The 14,422-nt window shown below is 73.2% G+C and carries 15 protein-coding genes; 14 read left to right on the top strand and 1 reads right to left on the bottom strand.

The features are described from left to right. Nucleotides 1-296: 296 nt before the first annotated feature. The 4 genes from ACFWWU_RS00825 to ACFWWU_RS00810 all read left to right on the top strand — a co-directional run bounded on the left by ACFWWU_RS00825 (nucleotide 297) and on the right by ACFWWU_RS00810 (nucleotide 1,927). Nucleotides 297-737, top strand: a complete 441-nt coding sequence (locus tag ACFWWU_RS00825) for a type II secretion system F family protein (RefSeq protein ID WP_384137473.1) — start codon at nucleotides 297-299, stop codon at nucleotides 735-737. 68 nt (nucleotides 738-805) lie between these two features. Continuing rightward, nucleotides 806-1,033, top strand: coding sequence for a DUF4244 domain-containing protein (locus ACFWWU_RS00820; RefSeq protein ID WP_384138377.1), 228 nt, complete (start codon nucleotides 806-808; stop codon nucleotides 1,031-1,033). Continuing rightward, complete coding sequence (locus ACFWWU_RS00815) at nucleotides 1,020-1,391, top strand: TadE family type IV pilus minor pilin (protein WP_384137471.1); 372 nt, start codon at nucleotides 1,020-1,022, stop codon at nucleotides 1,389-1,391. The genes ACFWWU_RS00820 and ACFWWU_RS00815 overlap by 14 nt, the downstream gene beginning before the upstream one ends. 215 nt (nucleotides 1,392-1,606) lie before the next feature. Continuing rightward, complete coding sequence (locus ACFWWU_RS00810; protein WP_384138374.1) at nucleotides 1,607-1,927, top strand: Rv3654c family TadE-like protein; 321 nt, start codon at nucleotides 1,607-1,609, stop codon at nucleotides 1,925-1,927. Here the strand turns inward: ACFWWU_RS00810 and ACFWWU_RS00805 are convergent. Continuing rightward, the gene (locus tag ACFWWU_RS00805; protein WP_384137469.1) at nucleotides 1,881-4,346 is read right to left on the bottom strand and encodes a DEAD/DEAH box helicase; all 2,466 of its coding nucleotides are present in this window, start codon (nucleotides 4,344-4,346) and stop codon (nucleotides 1,881-1,883) included. The two genes, ACFWWU_RS00810 and ACFWWU_RS00805, sit on opposite strands and share 47 nt — an antisense overlap. Nucleotides 4,347-4,426: 80 nt before the next feature. Between ACFWWU_RS00805 and ACFWWU_RS00800 the strand changes: the two genes are divergently transcribed. The 10 genes from ACFWWU_RS00800 to ACFWWU_RS00755 all read left to right on the top strand — a co-directional run bounded on the left by ACFWWU_RS00800 (nucleotide 4,427) and on the right by ACFWWU_RS00755 (nucleotide 14,349). Continuing rightward, nucleotides 4,427-4,780, top strand: a complete 354-nt coding sequence (locus ACFWWU_RS00800; RefSeq protein WP_015034520.1) for an STAS domain-containing protein — start codon at nucleotides 4,427-4,429, stop codon at nucleotides 4,778-4,780. Between the two features lie 14 nt (nucleotides 4,781-4,794). Then, the gene (locus ACFWWU_RS00795; protein WP_358471494.1) at nucleotides 4,795-5,253 is read left to right on the top strand and encodes an ATP-binding protein; all 459 of its coding nucleotides are present in this window, start codon (nucleotides 4,795-4,797) and stop codon (nucleotides 5,251-5,253) included. A 162-nt stretch (nucleotides 5,254-5,415) separates the two neighbouring features. Next, a complete protein-coding gene (locus ACFWWU_RS00790; RefSeq protein ID WP_384137466.1) occupies nucleotides 5,416-7,746 on the top strand; it encodes a sodium-translocating pyrophosphatase in 2,331 nt (776 codons plus the stop codon). Nucleotides 7,747-7,907: 161 nt separating this feature from the next. Then, nucleotides 7,908-8,645, top strand: a complete 738-nt coding sequence (locus ACFWWU_RS00785; protein WP_384137464.1) for a small secreted protein — start codon at nucleotides 7,908-7,910, stop codon at nucleotides 8,643-8,645. A 77-nt stretch (nucleotides 8,646-8,722) separates the two neighbouring features. Continuing rightward, complete coding sequence (locus tag ACFWWU_RS00780; RefSeq protein ID WP_384137463.1) at nucleotides 8,723-10,294, top strand: methyltransferase; 1,572 nt, start codon at nucleotides 8,723-8,725, stop codon at nucleotides 10,292-10,294. After that, nucleotides 10,291-11,295 carry an ArsR/SmtB family transcription factor gene (locus tag ACFWWU_RS00775; RefSeq protein ID WP_384137461.1) on the top strand — a complete coding sequence of 335 codons (1,005 nt, stop codon included), beginning with the start codon at nucleotides 10,291-10,293 and terminating at the stop codon, nucleotides 11,293-11,295. Before ACFWWU_RS00780 ends, ACFWWU_RS00775 begins: the two co-directional genes overlap by 4 nt. An 84-nt stretch (nucleotides 11,296-11,379) precedes the next feature. Next, complete coding sequence (locus tag ACFWWU_RS00770) at nucleotides 11,380-12,414, top strand: ATP-binding cassette domain-containing protein (protein ID WP_384137459.1); 1,035 nt, start codon at nucleotides 11,380-11,382, stop codon at nucleotides 12,412-12,414. Continuing rightward, on the top strand, nucleotides 12,411-13,184 hold the full coding sequence (locus tag ACFWWU_RS00765) for an ABC transporter permease (protein WP_317596673.1): 774 nt from the start codon (nucleotides 12,411-12,413) through the stop codon (nucleotides 13,182-13,184). Before ACFWWU_RS00770 ends, ACFWWU_RS00765 begins: the two co-directional genes overlap by 4 nt. A 14-nt stretch (nucleotides 13,185-13,198) precedes the next feature. Next, nucleotides 13,199-13,990, top strand: a complete 792-nt coding sequence (locus tag ACFWWU_RS00760; protein WP_384137457.1) for an ABC transporter permease — start codon at nucleotides 13,199-13,201, stop codon at nucleotides 13,988-13,990. 161 nt (nucleotides 13,991-14,151) lie between these two features. After that, on the top strand, nucleotides 14,152-14,349 hold the full coding sequence (locus ACFWWU_RS00755; RefSeq protein WP_384137455.1) for a hypothetical protein: 198 nt from the start codon (nucleotides 14,152-14,154) through the stop codon (nucleotides 14,347-14,349). Nucleotides 14,350-14,422: the final 73 nt, after the last annotated feature.

Raw genomic sequence — 14,422 nt, 5'->3', positions numbered from 1 at the left:
TGTGTGGGCAGGCCGTCCGCGCGGTGGTGCGTGAGCGGCGGGCGCGGAGGATGCGGAGGCGGGTGGGGAGCCTGCTGGCGACGCCCGTGCGAGGGCCCGGGACGCAGGTGGCCCGGAGAGCCGGGGGCGGGTGGTCGACCGGAGCGAAGTGGTGGGCGGTGCCGCTCGCGGTGGCGCTTGTCGGCTGGGTGCTGCTCGGTGCGTTCGGAGGCCTGTGTGCGGGGGTTCTTGCGGCCTGCGGGGCGCGGTGGCGGCGGGCCCGGAAGCCGCCGGCCGCGTCGTCCGACGGTGACGAGGTGGCGGCACGTCACCTTCCGCTCGCGGCCGATCTGTTGGCGTCCTGTGCCTCCGCGGGGGCTGGGCCGGGAGAGGCGGCGGAGGCCGTGGGCCGCTCGCTCGGCGGTCCGCTGGGCGAGCGCCTGATCCGCACGGCGGCCGAACTGCGGCTCGGCGGTGAACCGGCCGAGGTGTGGCGGAGGTTCGGCGCGATACCGGGCGCCGAAGGGCTGGCCCGCTGCATGGAACGGGCCGGTTCCTCGGGCGCGCCCGCGGCGGACGCCGTCGCCCGGCACGCGGCCGGCCTGCGGGCCGCCCGGGCCCGGACGGCCGCGGCGAGGGCACGCCGGGCGCAGGTGCTGATCAGCGCGCCCGTGGGGCTCTGCTTCCTGCCCGCGTTCCTGGCGGTGGGGGTGGCGCCCGTGGTGATCGGGCTGGCGACGGGACTGATGGACCGATGAACGCAACGGCAAAGCGAGACAGGGAGATCGATATGGCGAGCACGGCGAGCATGGAGAGCAAGGCAAGCATGGACAGCAAGGCGGGTAAGGCGGGCAAGGCGGCGTCTGTGCGGGGGTGGTGGCGTGCTCGGCGGCGTGCCTCGCGGTCCGACGCGGGGATGACGACGTCCGAGTACGCGGTGGGCACGATCGCCGCGGCGGCCTTCGCCGCGGTGCTCTACAAGATCGTGACGAGCGGGACCGTCTCGGGAGCGCTCGAGTCGATGATCGGCCGGGCCCTCGATGCGCCGTTCTGACCGGGGGTTCGTGACCGTGGAGGCGGCGATGGTCCTGCCCGTCCTCGCACTGTTCACGGTGACCCTGCTCTGGGCGCTGGCCGCGGCCGCCGCGCAGATCCGGTGCGTGGACGCGGCGCGGGCGGGGGCCAGGGCGGCGGCCCGCTCCGAACCGGTCGCCGCCGCCGAGGGGGCCGCCCGGGCCGCCGCGCCCGAGGGCGCCCGGGTGTCGGTGACGCGCTCGGGGGAGCTGTGGCGGGTGACGGTGGAGGTGGCGGCCCCGGGCCCCCGCGGCATGGGACTGACCTTGCGCGCGGGCGCGGCGGCCCTCGCGGAGGACACGGTGGGCGAGGGTCTGTCGTCCGGGAGCCCGCCATGACGGCGGGGCGCCGGGTCGGTCAGGTCGAGCGGGTCGGTCAGGTCGAGCGGGCCGGTCAGGTCGAGCGGGCCGGTCGGGTCGGGCGGGCCGAGTGGGTCGGGCGGGTCGTCTGGGACTGGCAGGCCTCGCTGGCCTGGCGAGCTCGGAAGGGCGGGCGGGGCGGCTGGGGTGGTCGGTTTGGTCGGGGTGATCGGGGTGATCGGGGGGCGGCGACTGTGTGGGCGGCGTTCGCGGCCTGTGCGTTGTGTGTGGTGTTCGGGGTGGTGCTCGCGCTCGGGCAGGCGGTGGCGGCCCGGCACCGGGCCGGCGGCGCCGCCGATCTGGCCGCGCTCGCGGCGGCCGACCGGGCCCTGTGGGGCGAGGCCGAGGCGTGTGCCGCCGCTTCCCGGGTGGCCGCCGCGCAGGGCACCGAGCTGCTGCGGTGCGCCGTCCGCGGCGAACTCGCCGAGGTGACCGCCACGGTGGTGCGTGGGCCGTACCGGCCGGAGGTCAGCTCTCGGGCGGGGCCTCCGGGGCCTCCCGCAGCAGTTCCGTGAGGAGTCGGACCGCGCCGCGCTTGTGCAGCGGGTCGTTGCCGTTGCCGCACTTCGGGGACTGGACGCAGGAGGGGCAGCCCGCCTCGCACTCGCAGGAGGCGATGGCCTCGCGGGTGGCGGTCAGCCAGGCCCTGGCCGTGTGGAAGGCGCGCTCGGCGAAGCCCGCGCCGCCCGGGTGGCCGTCGTACACGAAGACGGTCGGCAGCAGCGTGTCGGGATGGAGGGGGACGGAGACGCCGCCGATGTCCCAGCGGTCGCAGGTGGCGAAGAGCGGCAGCATGCCGATGGAGGCGTGTTCGGCGGCGTGCAGGGCGCCCCCGAGGATCTCAGGGTTGATCCGGGCGGCGTCGAGCTGGTCCTCGGTGACCGTCCACCACACGGCCCGGGTGCGCAGGGTGCGGGGCGGCAGGTCGAGCTTGGTCTCGCCGAGCACCTCGCCGGTGATCAGGCGGCGGCGCAGGAAGGAGACGACCTGGTTGGTGACCTCGACGGAGCCGTAGCAGAGGCGGCCGGCTCCCCAGGGGATCTCGGTGTCGGTTTCGAGGACGGAGACGGAGGTGGTGTCGCGGGCGGTGGTGGAGTACGGGGGGACGGCCTCCTCAACGAGGGCCACGGAGTCCTTCAGGTCGAGCTCCCGCACCAGATAGGTGCGGCCCTGGTGGAGGTGGACTGCGCCCTCGTGGACGGCGGTGTGCGAGGCGGCCTCGTCGACCGTGCCGAGCAGGCGGCCGGTGCCGGCCTCCACGATCCGGACGGGGCTGCCGCCGCCGCCCCGGATGTCGGTGAGGTCGGCCGCCCGCTCGCGGCGGGTCCAGTACCAGCCGGTGGAGCGGCGGCGCAGCAGTCCGGCACCCTCCAGCTGGGGCATCAGGCCGGGCGCGGCCGGGCCGAAGAGCGTCAGGTCCGGGTCGGTCAGCGGGAGCTCCGCGGCGGCGGCGCACAGATGGGGGGCGAGGACGTAGGGGTTGTCGGGGTCGAGGACGGTCGACTCGACCGGCTGTTCGAAGATCGCCTCCGGGTGGTGGACCAGGAAGGTGTCCAGCGGGTCGTCCCGGGCGACGAGGATCGCGAGGGCGCCCTCGCCCGAGCGGCCGGCGCGGCCCGCCTGCTGCCACAGGGAGGCCCGGGTGCCCGGATAGCCGGCGATCACGACGGCGTCCAGGCCGGAGACGTCCACGCCCAGCTCCAGGGCGGTCGTGGCGGCCAGGCCGAGGAGCTCGCCCGAGTGCAGGGCCCGTTCCAGGGCGCGGCGCTCCTCGGGCAGGTAGCCGCCCCGGTAGGCGGCGACCCGGCGGGCCAGGGCGCGGTCGGTCTCGGCGAGCCGTTCCTGGGCGATCACCGCGATCAGTTCGGCGCCGCGCCGGGAGCGGACGAAGGCGACCGACCGCACGCCCTGGCGGGTCAGGTCGGTCAGCAGGTCGGCGGTCTCGGCGGTGGCGGTGCGGCGCACGGGCGCGCCGCGCTCGCCGTGGAGCTCGGTGAGCGGCGGCTCCCACAGGGCGAAGACCAGTTCGCCACGCGGGGAGGCGTCGTCGGAGATCTCGGTGACCGGCAGTCCGGTGAGGCGGCCGGCGGCCAGGGCCGGTTCGGCGGAGGTGGCCGAGGCGAGGAGGAAGACGGGATCGGAGCCGTACCGGGCGCAGATCCGGCGCAGGCGGCGCACCACCTGGGCGACGTGGGAGCCGAAGACGCCCCGGTAGGTGTGGCACTCGTCGATCACGACGTAGCGCAGGGCGCGCAGGAAGGAGGACCACCTGGGGTGGGAGGGGAGTATGCCCCGGTGCAGCATGTCGGGGTTGGTCAGCACGTAGTTCGCGTACTGGCGGACCCACTCGCGCTCCTCGACCGGCGTGTCGCCGTCGTAGACGGCGGGGCGGATCCGGGTGCCGAGCGGGCCGGCCAGTTCCCGTACGGCGCGGCGCTGGTCGGCGGCGAGGGCCTTGGTGGGCGAGAGGTAGAGGGCGGTGGCCCCGCGTCCGTTGGGGGCCTCCGCGCCGTCCAGGAGGGTCGTCAGGACCGGGGCGAGGTAGGCGAGCGACTTGCCCGAGGCGGTTCCTGTGGCGATCACCACTGAATCGCCGTTCAGGGCGCGCTCGGCGGCCTCCGCCTGGTGCGCCCACGGGTGCTCGATCCCGGCCGCTTGGATGGCGCTGATCACCTCGGGACGGATGAGGTGCGGCCAGACGGCATGACGGCCCTCCCGGGCGGGCATGTGCTCCGTATGAGTGATGCGCGCGGCCCGACTCTCGCCTGCGGAGAGCCGGTCGAGGACCATGCCGGGGGAGGGGCGACTGCCCGTGTCCCCGGCTGGACGACGGGGGCGTTGATTCTTGGCCATCGGCACCGAGTGTGTCACTGCCAGGACGGACAATGCTTCCAAGGCGTCGTGCATGGCTGCCGGTAAGTGATTGAATGCCATTGCGGCTGGCGATCAGTTCCCTGGCTCCGCCTGGGAGGCCCGAGGGGGCGATCGCCCGATAGCAAGGTGCTGGAGGATCCGTGGACCTGTCCCTGTCGACTCGCAATGTGTCCGGCGCTGGTGGCGACCGTACGGTCGTCGAGGTCGGTGGCGAGATTGATGTGTATACCGCGCCCAAGCTGCGCGAGCAGTTGGTCGAGTTGGTGAACGACGGCAGCTACCACCTGGTTGTCGACATGGAGGGCGTGGACTTCCTCGACTCCACCGGCCTGGGTGTGCTCGTCGGTGGGCTCAAGCGCGTCCGCGCGCATGAGGGCTCGCTGCGTCTGGTCTGCAACCAGGAGCGCATTCTGAAGATCTTCCGGATCACGGGGCTCACCAAGGTGTTCCCGATCCACACGTCGGTCGACGAGGCCGTCAACGCGGTCGACTGACCGAGGGGGATCGCATGGCCACCGTTGAACTCCGATTCAGCGCTCAGCCCGAGCACGTCCGTACGGCTCGCCTGGTGGCGGCCGCGGTCGCCCGCAGGGCCGGAGTGGACGAGGCGGTCCTCGACGAGGTGCGTCTCGCCGTCGGTGAGGCCTGTTCCCGTGCGGTCGGGCTGCATCGCAGCAACGGCGTCACGACCCCCATCAGGGTCGTGCTGACCGAAGAGGAAAAGGCGTTCTCCATCGAGGTCGGCGACGAGGTGCCGGGCGCGGGCGTGGCGGCGGCGGATGCCGCCGGAGTGCCCGGTGCGCGGTCCTCGGCTCCGGCCGATGACTTCGATGACGCCGACGGCGAGGACGAGATGGGTCTCGCGGTGATCCGCGGGCTCGTCGACGACGTCGAGGTGAGCGCCGGCGAGGACGGCGGCACCATCCGCATGAGCTGGCCGACCAGCCCGGCGGACGTCCTGTCCTGACATCGCCCGACCGGTACAAGCGCGACGAGAAGAGGCCCTGCCCTGAGCAGGGCCTCTTCTCGTTTCCCTCGCCGCCTCGGCGGCCGCCTGGATTGGTGCATCCGCGCGGTGGCTCCGCAGGGTCCCCGTTTGCACGGGTTCGTCTCCTTATGATCCGTCTCCATGGACCCCACTTCTTCGCTCGCCGCGGCGGTGCTCACGAGCGGGAACCGGACGATCGTGGTCGTCGTCGCGGCCGTCGCCCTCGGCGCGCTGGTCGTCGCCCAGATCCTCGTCCGCCAGGTGCTCGCGGCCGGCGAGGGCACCGAGAAGATGAAGGAGATCGCCGCCGCCGTGCAGGAGGGCGCCAACGCCTATCTCGCGCGGCAGCTGCGCACCCTCGCCGTCTTCGCGGTCGCCGTGTTCTTCCTGCTGATGCTGCTGCCCGCCGACGACTGGTCGCAGCGCGCGGGACGGTCCCTGTTCTTCCTGGTCGGGGCGCTCTTCTCGGCGTCCACCGGATACGTCGGCATGCGCCTCGCCGTCCGGGCGAACGTGCGGGTCGCCGCGGCGGCCAGGGAGGCCACCCCGGCGCCGGGCGAACCCGAGAAGAACCTCACCGAGGTCGCGCACCGGGCCATGCGGATCGCCTTCCGTACGGGCGGGGTCGTCGGCATGTTCACCGTCGGCCTCGGACTGCTCGGAGCCTCCTGCGTCGTCCTCGTCTACGCCGCCGACGCGCCGAAGGTCCTGGAGGGTTTCGGACTCGGTGCCGCGCTCATCGCGATGTTCATGAGGGTGGGCGGCGGCATCTTCACCAAGGCCGCCGACGTCGGCGCCGACCTGGTCGGCAAGGTCGAGCAGGGCATTCCCGAGGACGACGCGCGCAACGCCGCCACCATCGCCGACAACGTGGGCGACAACGTCGGCGACTGCGCCGGCATGGCCGCCGACCTCTTCGAGTCGTACGCGGTGACGCTGGTCGCGGCGCTCATCCTCGGCATGGCCGCCTTCGGCGACCACGGCCTCGCGTTCCCGCTGATCGTGCCGGCGATCGGCGTGGTCACGGCGGTGATCGGCATCTTCGCGGTCGCTCCGCGGCGCGCCGACCGCAGCGGGATGAACGCCATCAACCGGGGCTTCTTCCTCTCGGCGACGATCTCGCTCCTGCTGGTCGCCGTCGCCGCCTTCACGTACCTGCCGTCCTCGTACGCCGAGCTGGAAGGCGTCACCGAGCCCGGCATCAACGACCACGCCGGCGACCCGCGGGTCCTCGCCCTCGTCGCGGTCGCCATCGGCATCGTGCTCGCCGCGCTCATCCAGCAGCTCACCGGCTACTTCACCGAGACCGGCCGGCGGCCCGTCCGGGACATCGGCAAGTCCTCGCTCACCGGACCCGCCACCGTCGTCCTCGCGGGCGTCGCCCTCGGCCTGGAGTCCGCCGTCTACACGGCCCTGCTGATCGGGCTGGCGGTGTACGGGGCGTTCCTGCTCGGCGGCGCCTCGATCATGCTGGCGCTGTTCGCGGTCGCCCTCGCCGGGACGGGTCTGCTCACCACCGTCGGCGTGATCGTCGCCATGGACACCTTCGGCCCGGTCTCCGACAACGCGCAGGGCATCGCGGAGATGTCCGGGGACGTCCGGGGCGCGGGCGCGCAGGTCCTCACCGACCTCGACGCCGTGGGCAACACGACCAAGGCCATCACCAAGGGCATCGCCATCGCCACTGCCGTCCTGGCGGCCGCGGCGCTCTTCGGCTCGTACCGGGACGCCATCGAGACAGCGGTCGCCGAGGCCGGCGGGGTCCGCGCGATCGGCGGGGCGGCGGACGTCCTGACGCTCTCGATGGACATCTCGCAGCCCAACAACCTCTTCGGGCTGATCCTCGGCGCGTCGGTCGTCTTCCTCTTCTCGGGGCTCGCGATCAACGCGGTGTCCCGGTCGGCCGGTTCGGTGGTCCACGAGGTGCGGCGGCAGTTCCGCGAGCACCCCGGGATCATGACGTACACCGAGAAGCCGGAGTACGGGCGGGTCGTCGACATCTGCACCAGGGACGCGCTGCGCGAACTCGCCACGCCCGGGCTGCTCGCCGTGACGGCCCCGATCGCGGTCGGCTTCGCGCTCGGTGTCGGACCGCTCGGCTCGTACCTCGCCGGAGCGATCGGCACGGGCGCCCTGATGGCGGTCTTCCTCGCCAACTCCGGTGGTGCGTGGGACAACGCGAAGAAGCTGGTCGAGGACGGAAACCACGGCGGCAAGGGCAGCGAGGCGCACGCGGCGACCGTCATCGGGGACACGGTCGGCGACCCCTTCAAGGACACGGCGGGACCGGCGATCAACCCGCTCCTGAAGGTGATGAACCTGGTCGCGCTGCTGATCGCCCCCGCGGTCGTGAAGTTCGGTTACGGGGACGACGCCAGCGACTGGGTGAGGGCGGCGGTCGCGGGGCTCGCGGTCCTCGTCGTGGTCGTCGCGGTCCGGGTCTCCAAGCGGCGTTCGGTGACCGTCTCCTGACGTGTCGTCCGTCTCATTTCCCGGGCACAGGAGATGTCCGAGGGACCCTCTCCCTTGGTTCAAACGACTGCAATGTGGGATGAATCCCTCCCACGAAAGGTGGAAGTAGCCCGTTCGGCGTGTATGTTCCGGGGCCGAGAGCCTTGGAAGGGACCGATCCGGTGAACAAGAAGCTTGCGGCCGCGCTGTCCGGCGGCGCGGTACTGGTGCTCGCGCTGTCCGGTTGCAGCGATGACGAGGGCGACAAGGTGGGGGACTGGGCGAAGACGTTCTGCGACCAGGCGAAGCCCCAGATCCAGAAGCGGGCCAACGCCCACCAGATCATCATCTCGACGGCTGCCGACAGTAAGCCGGCCGAGATCCAGGCCGCCGACTCGAAGGCGTTCCAGGACATCGCCGACGCCGACCGCGCGCTCGCCAAGGCCGTCGAGGCCGCCGGGGTCCCGCCCGTCGAGAACGGCCAGAAGGTCCAGCAGGACGCGATCAAGGAGCTCAACGCCACCGCGGTGGCCTACGAGGGGCTCAAGAAGGAAGTCGACGCGCTGGACCCGAGCAACCAGCAGAAGTTCGCGGACGGCCTTCAGGACGTCGCCGACGGACTGACCAAGATCGAGAAGATGGACCAGGCGGCGCTGGCCAAGCTGGAGGAGGGCGAGCTCGGCCAGGCGATGGCCAAGCAGCCCGGCTGCCAGAAGCCCACGGCCTCGGTCCCGCCGAAGACCTCCGGTTCGGCCACGGCCTCGCCGAAGCCCGGCTCGACCTCGTCGGACAAGGGCTCGGACGCGGCCGCGGGCTCGGACAAGGGCTCGGGCTCGGACGCGGGCTCGGACGCCGATGCGGGCTCCTCGACGCCGAGCAAGAAGGCCTCCGCCAAGCCCACCAAGAAGTCCACGGAGTAGGTCCACGGTTCTCCGGCGGCAGCGACCGTTCGTCTGCCGCCGGGTCGGCCGCCCGGATGTCGGTGGCGGCCGTCACAATGGGATCCGTGAGTACGACCAGCCTGCCTCCCCGCCTCCCGGTGCCCGCGCACGCCGCCCGTCTGCGCGAGGCACTGCTCGCCGCCGACTACACCGCCGACGGTCTGCTCGACCTGCTCGGCGCCCCCGCCTACGCGGCGCTCGCCCGCAGCGAGACCGTGCCCGCCCTGCGCGCCACCCGCGGCGACTCGCCGCTGGAGACCCTCGTCCGGCTCTTCCTGCTCCAGCGGGCCGTCGACCACGACCGGGCCGCCGCGGCGCTCCCGCTGGACGAGGCCCTCGCCGACGGCTGGGTGGTCCGCGAGGACGACGCCGTGCTCGCCACGGTCGACGTCCGGCCCTACGGCGGCGAGGACGGTGGGAACTGGTTCATCGTCTCCGACCTCGGCTGCGCCGTCGGCGGAGCCGGGGGCATCGGGAAGAAGGCCGAGGGCGTCGTCCTCGGCGTCGGCGGCGCCTCCACCACGCTCGCCGGGATCACCGTCCGTACGCCGGTGTCCTCCGCGCTCGACCTCGGCACCGGTTCCGGCATCCAGGCGCTGCACGCCGCCCAGCACGCCACGCTGGTCACCGCCACCGACCTCAACCCGCGCGCCCTGGACTTCACCCGGCTCACGCTCGCCCTCTCCGGGGCCCGGGAGGCCGAGCTGCTCGAAGGCTCGCTCTTCGAGCCCGTCGACGGCGACACGTACGACCTGATCGTCTCCAACCCGCCGTTCGTGATCTCCCCCGGCGCCACGCTCACCTACCGGGACGGCGGGATGGGCGGCGACGACCTGTGCCGCACGCTCGTGCAGCAGGCGGGCGAGCGGCTCAACGACGGCGGATACGCCCAGTTCCTCGCCAACTGGCAGCACGTGGACGGCGAGGAGTGGCAGGACCGGCTGCGGTCCTGGGTGCCGCGCGGCTGCGACGCCTGGATCGTGCAGCGCGAGGTCCAGGACGTCACCCAGTACACGGAGCTCTGGCTGCGGGACAGCGGGGACCACCGCGGCGACCCGGACGCGTACCGGCTGGCGTACGGGCGCTGGCTCGACGAGTTCGAGGCCCGCAAGACCAGGGCGATCGGCTTCGGCTGGATCACGATCCGGCGGAACGCGGCGGTGGAGTCGGGCGAGGCCGAGCCCTCGATCCTGATCGAGGAGTGGCCGCACCCGGTCGAGCAGCCCCTCGGCGACACCATCCGCGCCCACTTCGCGCGCCAGGACTACCTGCGGAGCCACGACGACGCCGCGCTGCTCGCCGACCGCTTCACGCTCGCGCCCGAGGTGATGCAGGAGCAGGTCGGGCTGCCGGGCGCCGAGGACCCCGAGCACGTCGTGCTCCGGCAGAACCGCGGGATGCGCCGCGCCACCAAGGTCGACCACGTCGGCGCCGGGTTCGCCGGCGTGTGCGACGGCACCCTCAGCGCCGGCCGCATCCTCGACGCGATCGGGCAGCTGATGGGGGAGGACCCGGTCATACTGCGGGACCGCACCCCGCAGGCGATCCGGCTGCTCGTCGAGGAGGGCTTCCTGCTGCCCGCCGGCGAGGAGGGGGACGCCTCCTTCGGCGAGGAGAGCCGCGCTTGATACGGATCGAGCTGGACGAGGCCTCGCTCGGGGCGACCCGGATCGCGATCAGCCCGCTCCGGGACGCGTTCTGCTCGATGCACCTCGCGCTGCCGCACCGCCACCCGTCCTGGCCGTACCAGGAGTGGGTCGGGCAGGCGCGCGAGGTGTGGCGGGAGGACGACCGGCTCCGCCCGCTGTGGGACCTGTTCGCCGAGGGGCGGGGCGAGGTCTCCGACTTCCTGCTGCCCCGGCCGTTCGGCACGGTCAGCGTCCACGAGGAGCTGGCCGCGCTGCGGGCCACCGACCCGGAGTTCGTCCGCGCCCAGGTGGACGTCTGCTATCCCGGCATGGCCGACGAGCCCTTCGCGAAGCCCTACCTGAAGGACCCGGAGGCGGCCTGCGCGGCGCTCGCCGACGCGTACGCGGCCTACTGGGAGGGCGCGATCGAGCCGTACTGGCCGACGATGCGGCGGCTCGTCGAGGACGAAGTGCTCGTCCGGGCCAGGACGTTCGCGACGGAGGGCGTCGACGCGCTGTTCGCGGGCCTGGAGACGCGGGGGCGGTGGCAGCCCCCCGTACTCGAACTGACCAAGCACATCGACGCGGAGTACGCGCCCGGGGAGCGGCGTCTCGTGCTCGTGCCGCTGGTCTTCGCCGAGGGCTGCCGGCAGTACTCGACGGACGACCCCGAGGTGTTCGCGCTCAGCTTCCAGGCCCGGGGCGCCGCCGCCCTGCGCGAACCGCCCGAGCCCGTCGCCGAGGACCGGCTCGGCCTGATGCTCGGCCGGGGCCGCGCGGCGGTCCTGCGCGAGCTGGGCGGGCCGCTCACCACGGCGGGGCTCGCCGACCGGCTCGGCCTCGCGCCGAGCACCGTCTCCGAGCACCTGTCGGTGCTCTCGGAGGCCGGGATCGTCACGCGGCACCGCGTCGGACGCTCGGTGTACTACCAGCTCACGGACACCGGCCGTTCGCTGCTCGCGCTGCTCGCCGGGGAGGGCGTGCTGCACGCGGTCGCCTGAGGGACGGACGCGAGGCCGGAACGACGATTCGGGGGCTCCCGAATCGATGGCCCGGCCCCGCCGCGGGCTTCTACCGTCCGCCGCATGCTCGCAATCGAGGCGGACGCGCTGCGCCGCACCTACACCAGCAGGACCGGGTGGCTGAAGCCCCGGCGGACCGAGACCGAGGCCGTGCGCGGGGTCACCTTCGAGGTGGCGCCGGGGGAGCTGTTCGGCCTGCTCGGCCCCAACGGCGCCGGGAAGACCACCACCATCAAGATGCTCAACACCCTGCTCCTGCCCACCTCCGGCACGGCCCGGGTGTTCGGCCACGACGTGGCCCGCGACCCCGTCGCCGTACGCCGCAGGATCGGGTACGTCTTCGGCGGCGACCGCGGCCTGTACGACCGGCTCTCCGCGCTCGACAACCTCCGCTACTTCGCCGAGCTGTACGGCGTCGAGGCCCGCGACCAGAAGCGGCGCATCGCCGAACTCCTCGACCTGGTCGGCCTCGTGGGCCGGGAGAAGGAGCGCGTCGAGGGGTACTCGCGCGGCATGCGGCAGCGCCTCCACATCGCCCGGGGCCTCCTCCACCGCCCCGACGTGCTCTTCCTCGACGAGCCGTCCATCGGCGTCGACCCCGTCGCCGCCCGCGACCTGCGCCGCACGGTCGCCGACCTGTCCGCGGCCGGCACCACCGTCCTGCTCACCACCCACTACATGGCCGAGGCCGACGAGCTCTGTGGCCGGATCGCCGTGATCGCGGGTGGCCGGATCTGCGCTCTCGGCACGCCCGAGAGCCTCAAGTCCCGCGTGCGGGGCAGGGACGTGCTGGAGATCGAGGCGTACGGGGTGGACGAGGAGCGGCTCGACCGGGTGCGCCGCCTCGCCGGGGTGCGGGGCACGTCGGTCGAGGACCGGGGCGCACGGCAGATCGTCACCGTGCAGACCGGCCGGTCCTCCGCCGAGCTGCACGGGCCCGTGCTGAACGCCCTCGACGGCGTACGGATCGGCCGGGTCACGAGCCGCGAACCGTCCCTGGAGGACGCCTACATCGCGATCGTGGAGGAGGCGTCCTCGAAGGACGGTTCGGGCGCCGCTGAGGCTGCCCACGGCGTGCCCGAGGAGCTGACCGTATGAGGCGCGTCCCGCGGCTGATCCTCGTCGGCGTCCGCACCCATGTCTCGTACATGTCGCGCTCCCCGATCGAGATCACCTTCGCCGTCCTCGTCCCGCTCGTCTACGCGACCCTCGCCGTCTACCTGTTCCGGGCCGCGGGCGACCCCGACCGGCTGCTCACCGCCTCCGTCGGCGCCGGACTGATGGGCATCTGGGGCTCGGTGCTCTTCGGTTCGGGCGGCGCCGTGCAGAACCAGCGCTGGCTCGGCACGCTGGAGACCCTGGTCGTGGCGCCCGCGCCGCTCGCGCTCGTCCTGCTCCCGATCACCCTCGCGACCGCCGTCATCGGCACGTACGCGATGGGTGCGACGGTCCTGTGGGGCGTGGTCCTCTTCGGCGTCCCGCTCGACTTCGCGCACCCGCTGCTCTTCCTGCTCGCCGTGCCCGTGTGCGTCCTCGCGCTCGGCATGATGGGGCTCCTCCTCGCCGCCACCTTCGTCCTGCTGCGCAACGCCAACGCCCTGGCCAACCCGCTGGACACGCCCGTCTGGCTGCTGTCCGGGCTCCTCGTGCCGGTCACCGTGCTGCCCGCCTGGACGCACCCGCTGTCCTGGGCGCTGCCCACCACGTGGGGCGCGCGGGCCGTGCACGCGGCGACCTCCGGCGGGGACGTGGTCACGCCGCTGCTCGCCGCCGTCGCGCTCGGGGCCGGTTACGCCCTGGCCGCCGTCCTCGTCCTCGGGCGGGTGGAGCGCCGGGCGCGCGCCGCCGCCACCCTCGCCCTCACCTGAAAGGCCAGACAGAGATGTTCCGTTTCCCCGGCACCGCCCGGCTCGTCGTCGTCGGCGGGGCGATCTCCTACCGGGCGCTCTTCAACTGGACGACCCCGCCGATGTTCATCGGAACCCTGCTGGTGGGGCCGCTTCTCCAGGTTTTCTTCTTCGTCTTCCTCGGCCGGGAACTGGGCGTCGCCGACGACCGTTTCCATCTCGTAGGCAACGCCGTTCTCGCAGCTTCCGCCTCCTGCGTGTACGGCGGCACGATGGCCGTCGCCAACGAGCGCCGGTACGGCACGCTCGGCGCCGTCCTGCTCTCGCCCCGGCACCGGGTCCCGCTCTGGATCGGGCGCGCCCTCCCGTACGTCCTCAACGGGCTGTTCGTCAGCGGTTTCGTGCTGACCGCCGCCGCGCTCGTCCTCGGGCTGCCCGTGCCCGCCGGGGCGCTGCCCGGGCTCGCTCTGGTGCTGCTCGCCGCGGCCGGTGCCTGCTCGGCCTTCGGGCTCGCGCTGGGCGCGCTCGGGCTCCGCTTCCGCGACGTCTTCCTGGTGTCCAACGTGGCGAGTTCGGGGCTGCTCCTCCTGACGGGCGCCGCCGTGCCCCGGGAGTCGCTGCCGGAGTGGATGCGGTTCGCCGGTGAGCTGCTGCCGCTGACGCACGCGGCGGACGCGGCGCGGCGGCTGACCGCGGGTGGCGGCCTGGACGGGGCCCTGCTCGGGACCGAGCTCGCGGTGGGCGCCGGCTGGGGGTTGCTCGCCGTCGTCCTGCTCGCCGTCTTCGAGCGCGGCAGCCGACGCCGGGCCACGCTCGACACGATGTGACGGAAGAGAGGGAGTGAGGAGTGGGTCACTACCGGCCATCTTCGTGAAACCGTACGGGACGGTCCGCGTCGTTCACCCGGAATTCGCGCCCACGATGCCCGGAGGTGTCAGCCTCGGCTGCGGGAGACGATCACCGCACGTGGACGGAACGGGGTACGGGCATGGAGAGCGGGCCGGCGATCTTCGCGGGAGCGGCGTTCACGCTGTTCGGGGCCGCGCTGCTGCTGTGGACGACGGTGCGGACGCTGCACCGTGAGCCGGTGGCGTACGGGGTCGCCCCGCGGACGGCCCTGGCGTTCACGAGCCTCTTCGGCACCGCCTTCCTCCTCCTCGGCGTCTGGTGCTTCGGCAGGCTCTGAATCTCGCTCCGCATCCCGCTCCGCATCTCGCTCCGGGTCCCTCTCCCGTCCCTCTCGGGTCCCGCTCCGGGGT

Source organism: Streptomyces sp. NPDC058650, assembly GCF_042717315.1.
In the GTDB taxonomy this organism is placed as follows: Bacteria; Actinomycetota; Actinomycetes; order Streptomycetales; family Streptomycetaceae; genus Streptomyces.
The sequence above is the reverse complement of the archived record's forward strand: the minus strand, read 5'-3'. Positions and strand labels throughout refer to the sequence as shown.

Excerpts from the sequence above, each read along its gene's own strand:
- ACFWWU_RS00820 (WP_384138377.1), top strand. The coding sequence starts at position 806 with ATGGACAGCAAGGCGGGTAAGGCGGGCAAGGCGGCGTCTGTGCGGGGG.
- ACFWWU_RS00815 (WP_384137471.1), top strand. The coding sequence starts at position 1,020 with ATGCGCCGTTCTGACCGGGGGTTCGTGACCGTGGAGGCGGCGATGGTC.
- ACFWWU_RS00805 (WP_384137469.1), bottom strand. The coding sequence starts at position 4,346 with ATGGCATTCAATCACTTACCGGCAGCCATGCACGACGCCTTGGAAGCA.
- ACFWWU_RS00795 (WP_358471494.1), top strand. The coding sequence starts at position 4,795 with ATGGCCACCGTTGAACTCCGATTCAGCGCTCAGCCCGAGCACGTCCGT.
- ACFWWU_RS00790 (WP_384137466.1), top strand. The coding sequence starts at position 5,416 with ATGGACCCCACTTCTTCGCTCGCCGCGGCGGTGCTCACGAGCGGGAAC.
- ACFWWU_RS00780 (WP_384137463.1), top strand. The coding sequence starts at position 8,723 with ATGGGATCCGTGAGTACGACCAGCCTGCCTCCCCGCCTCCCGGTGCCC.
- ACFWWU_RS00770 (WP_384137459.1), top strand. The coding sequence starts at position 11,380 with ATGCTCGCAATCGAGGCGGACGCGCTGCGCCGCACCTACACCAGCAGG.
- ACFWWU_RS00765 (WP_317596673.1), top strand. The coding sequence starts at position 12,411 with ATGAGGCGCGTCCCGCGGCTGATCCTCGTCGGCGTCCGCACCCATGTC.
- ACFWWU_RS00760 (WP_384137457.1), top strand. The coding sequence starts at position 13,199 with ATGTTCCGTTTCCCCGGCACCGCCCGGCTCGTCGTCGTCGGCGGGGCG.
- ACFWWU_RS00755 (WP_384137455.1), top strand. The coding sequence starts at position 14,152 with ATGGAGAGCGGGCCGGCGATCTTCGCGGGAGCGGCGTTCACGCTGTTC.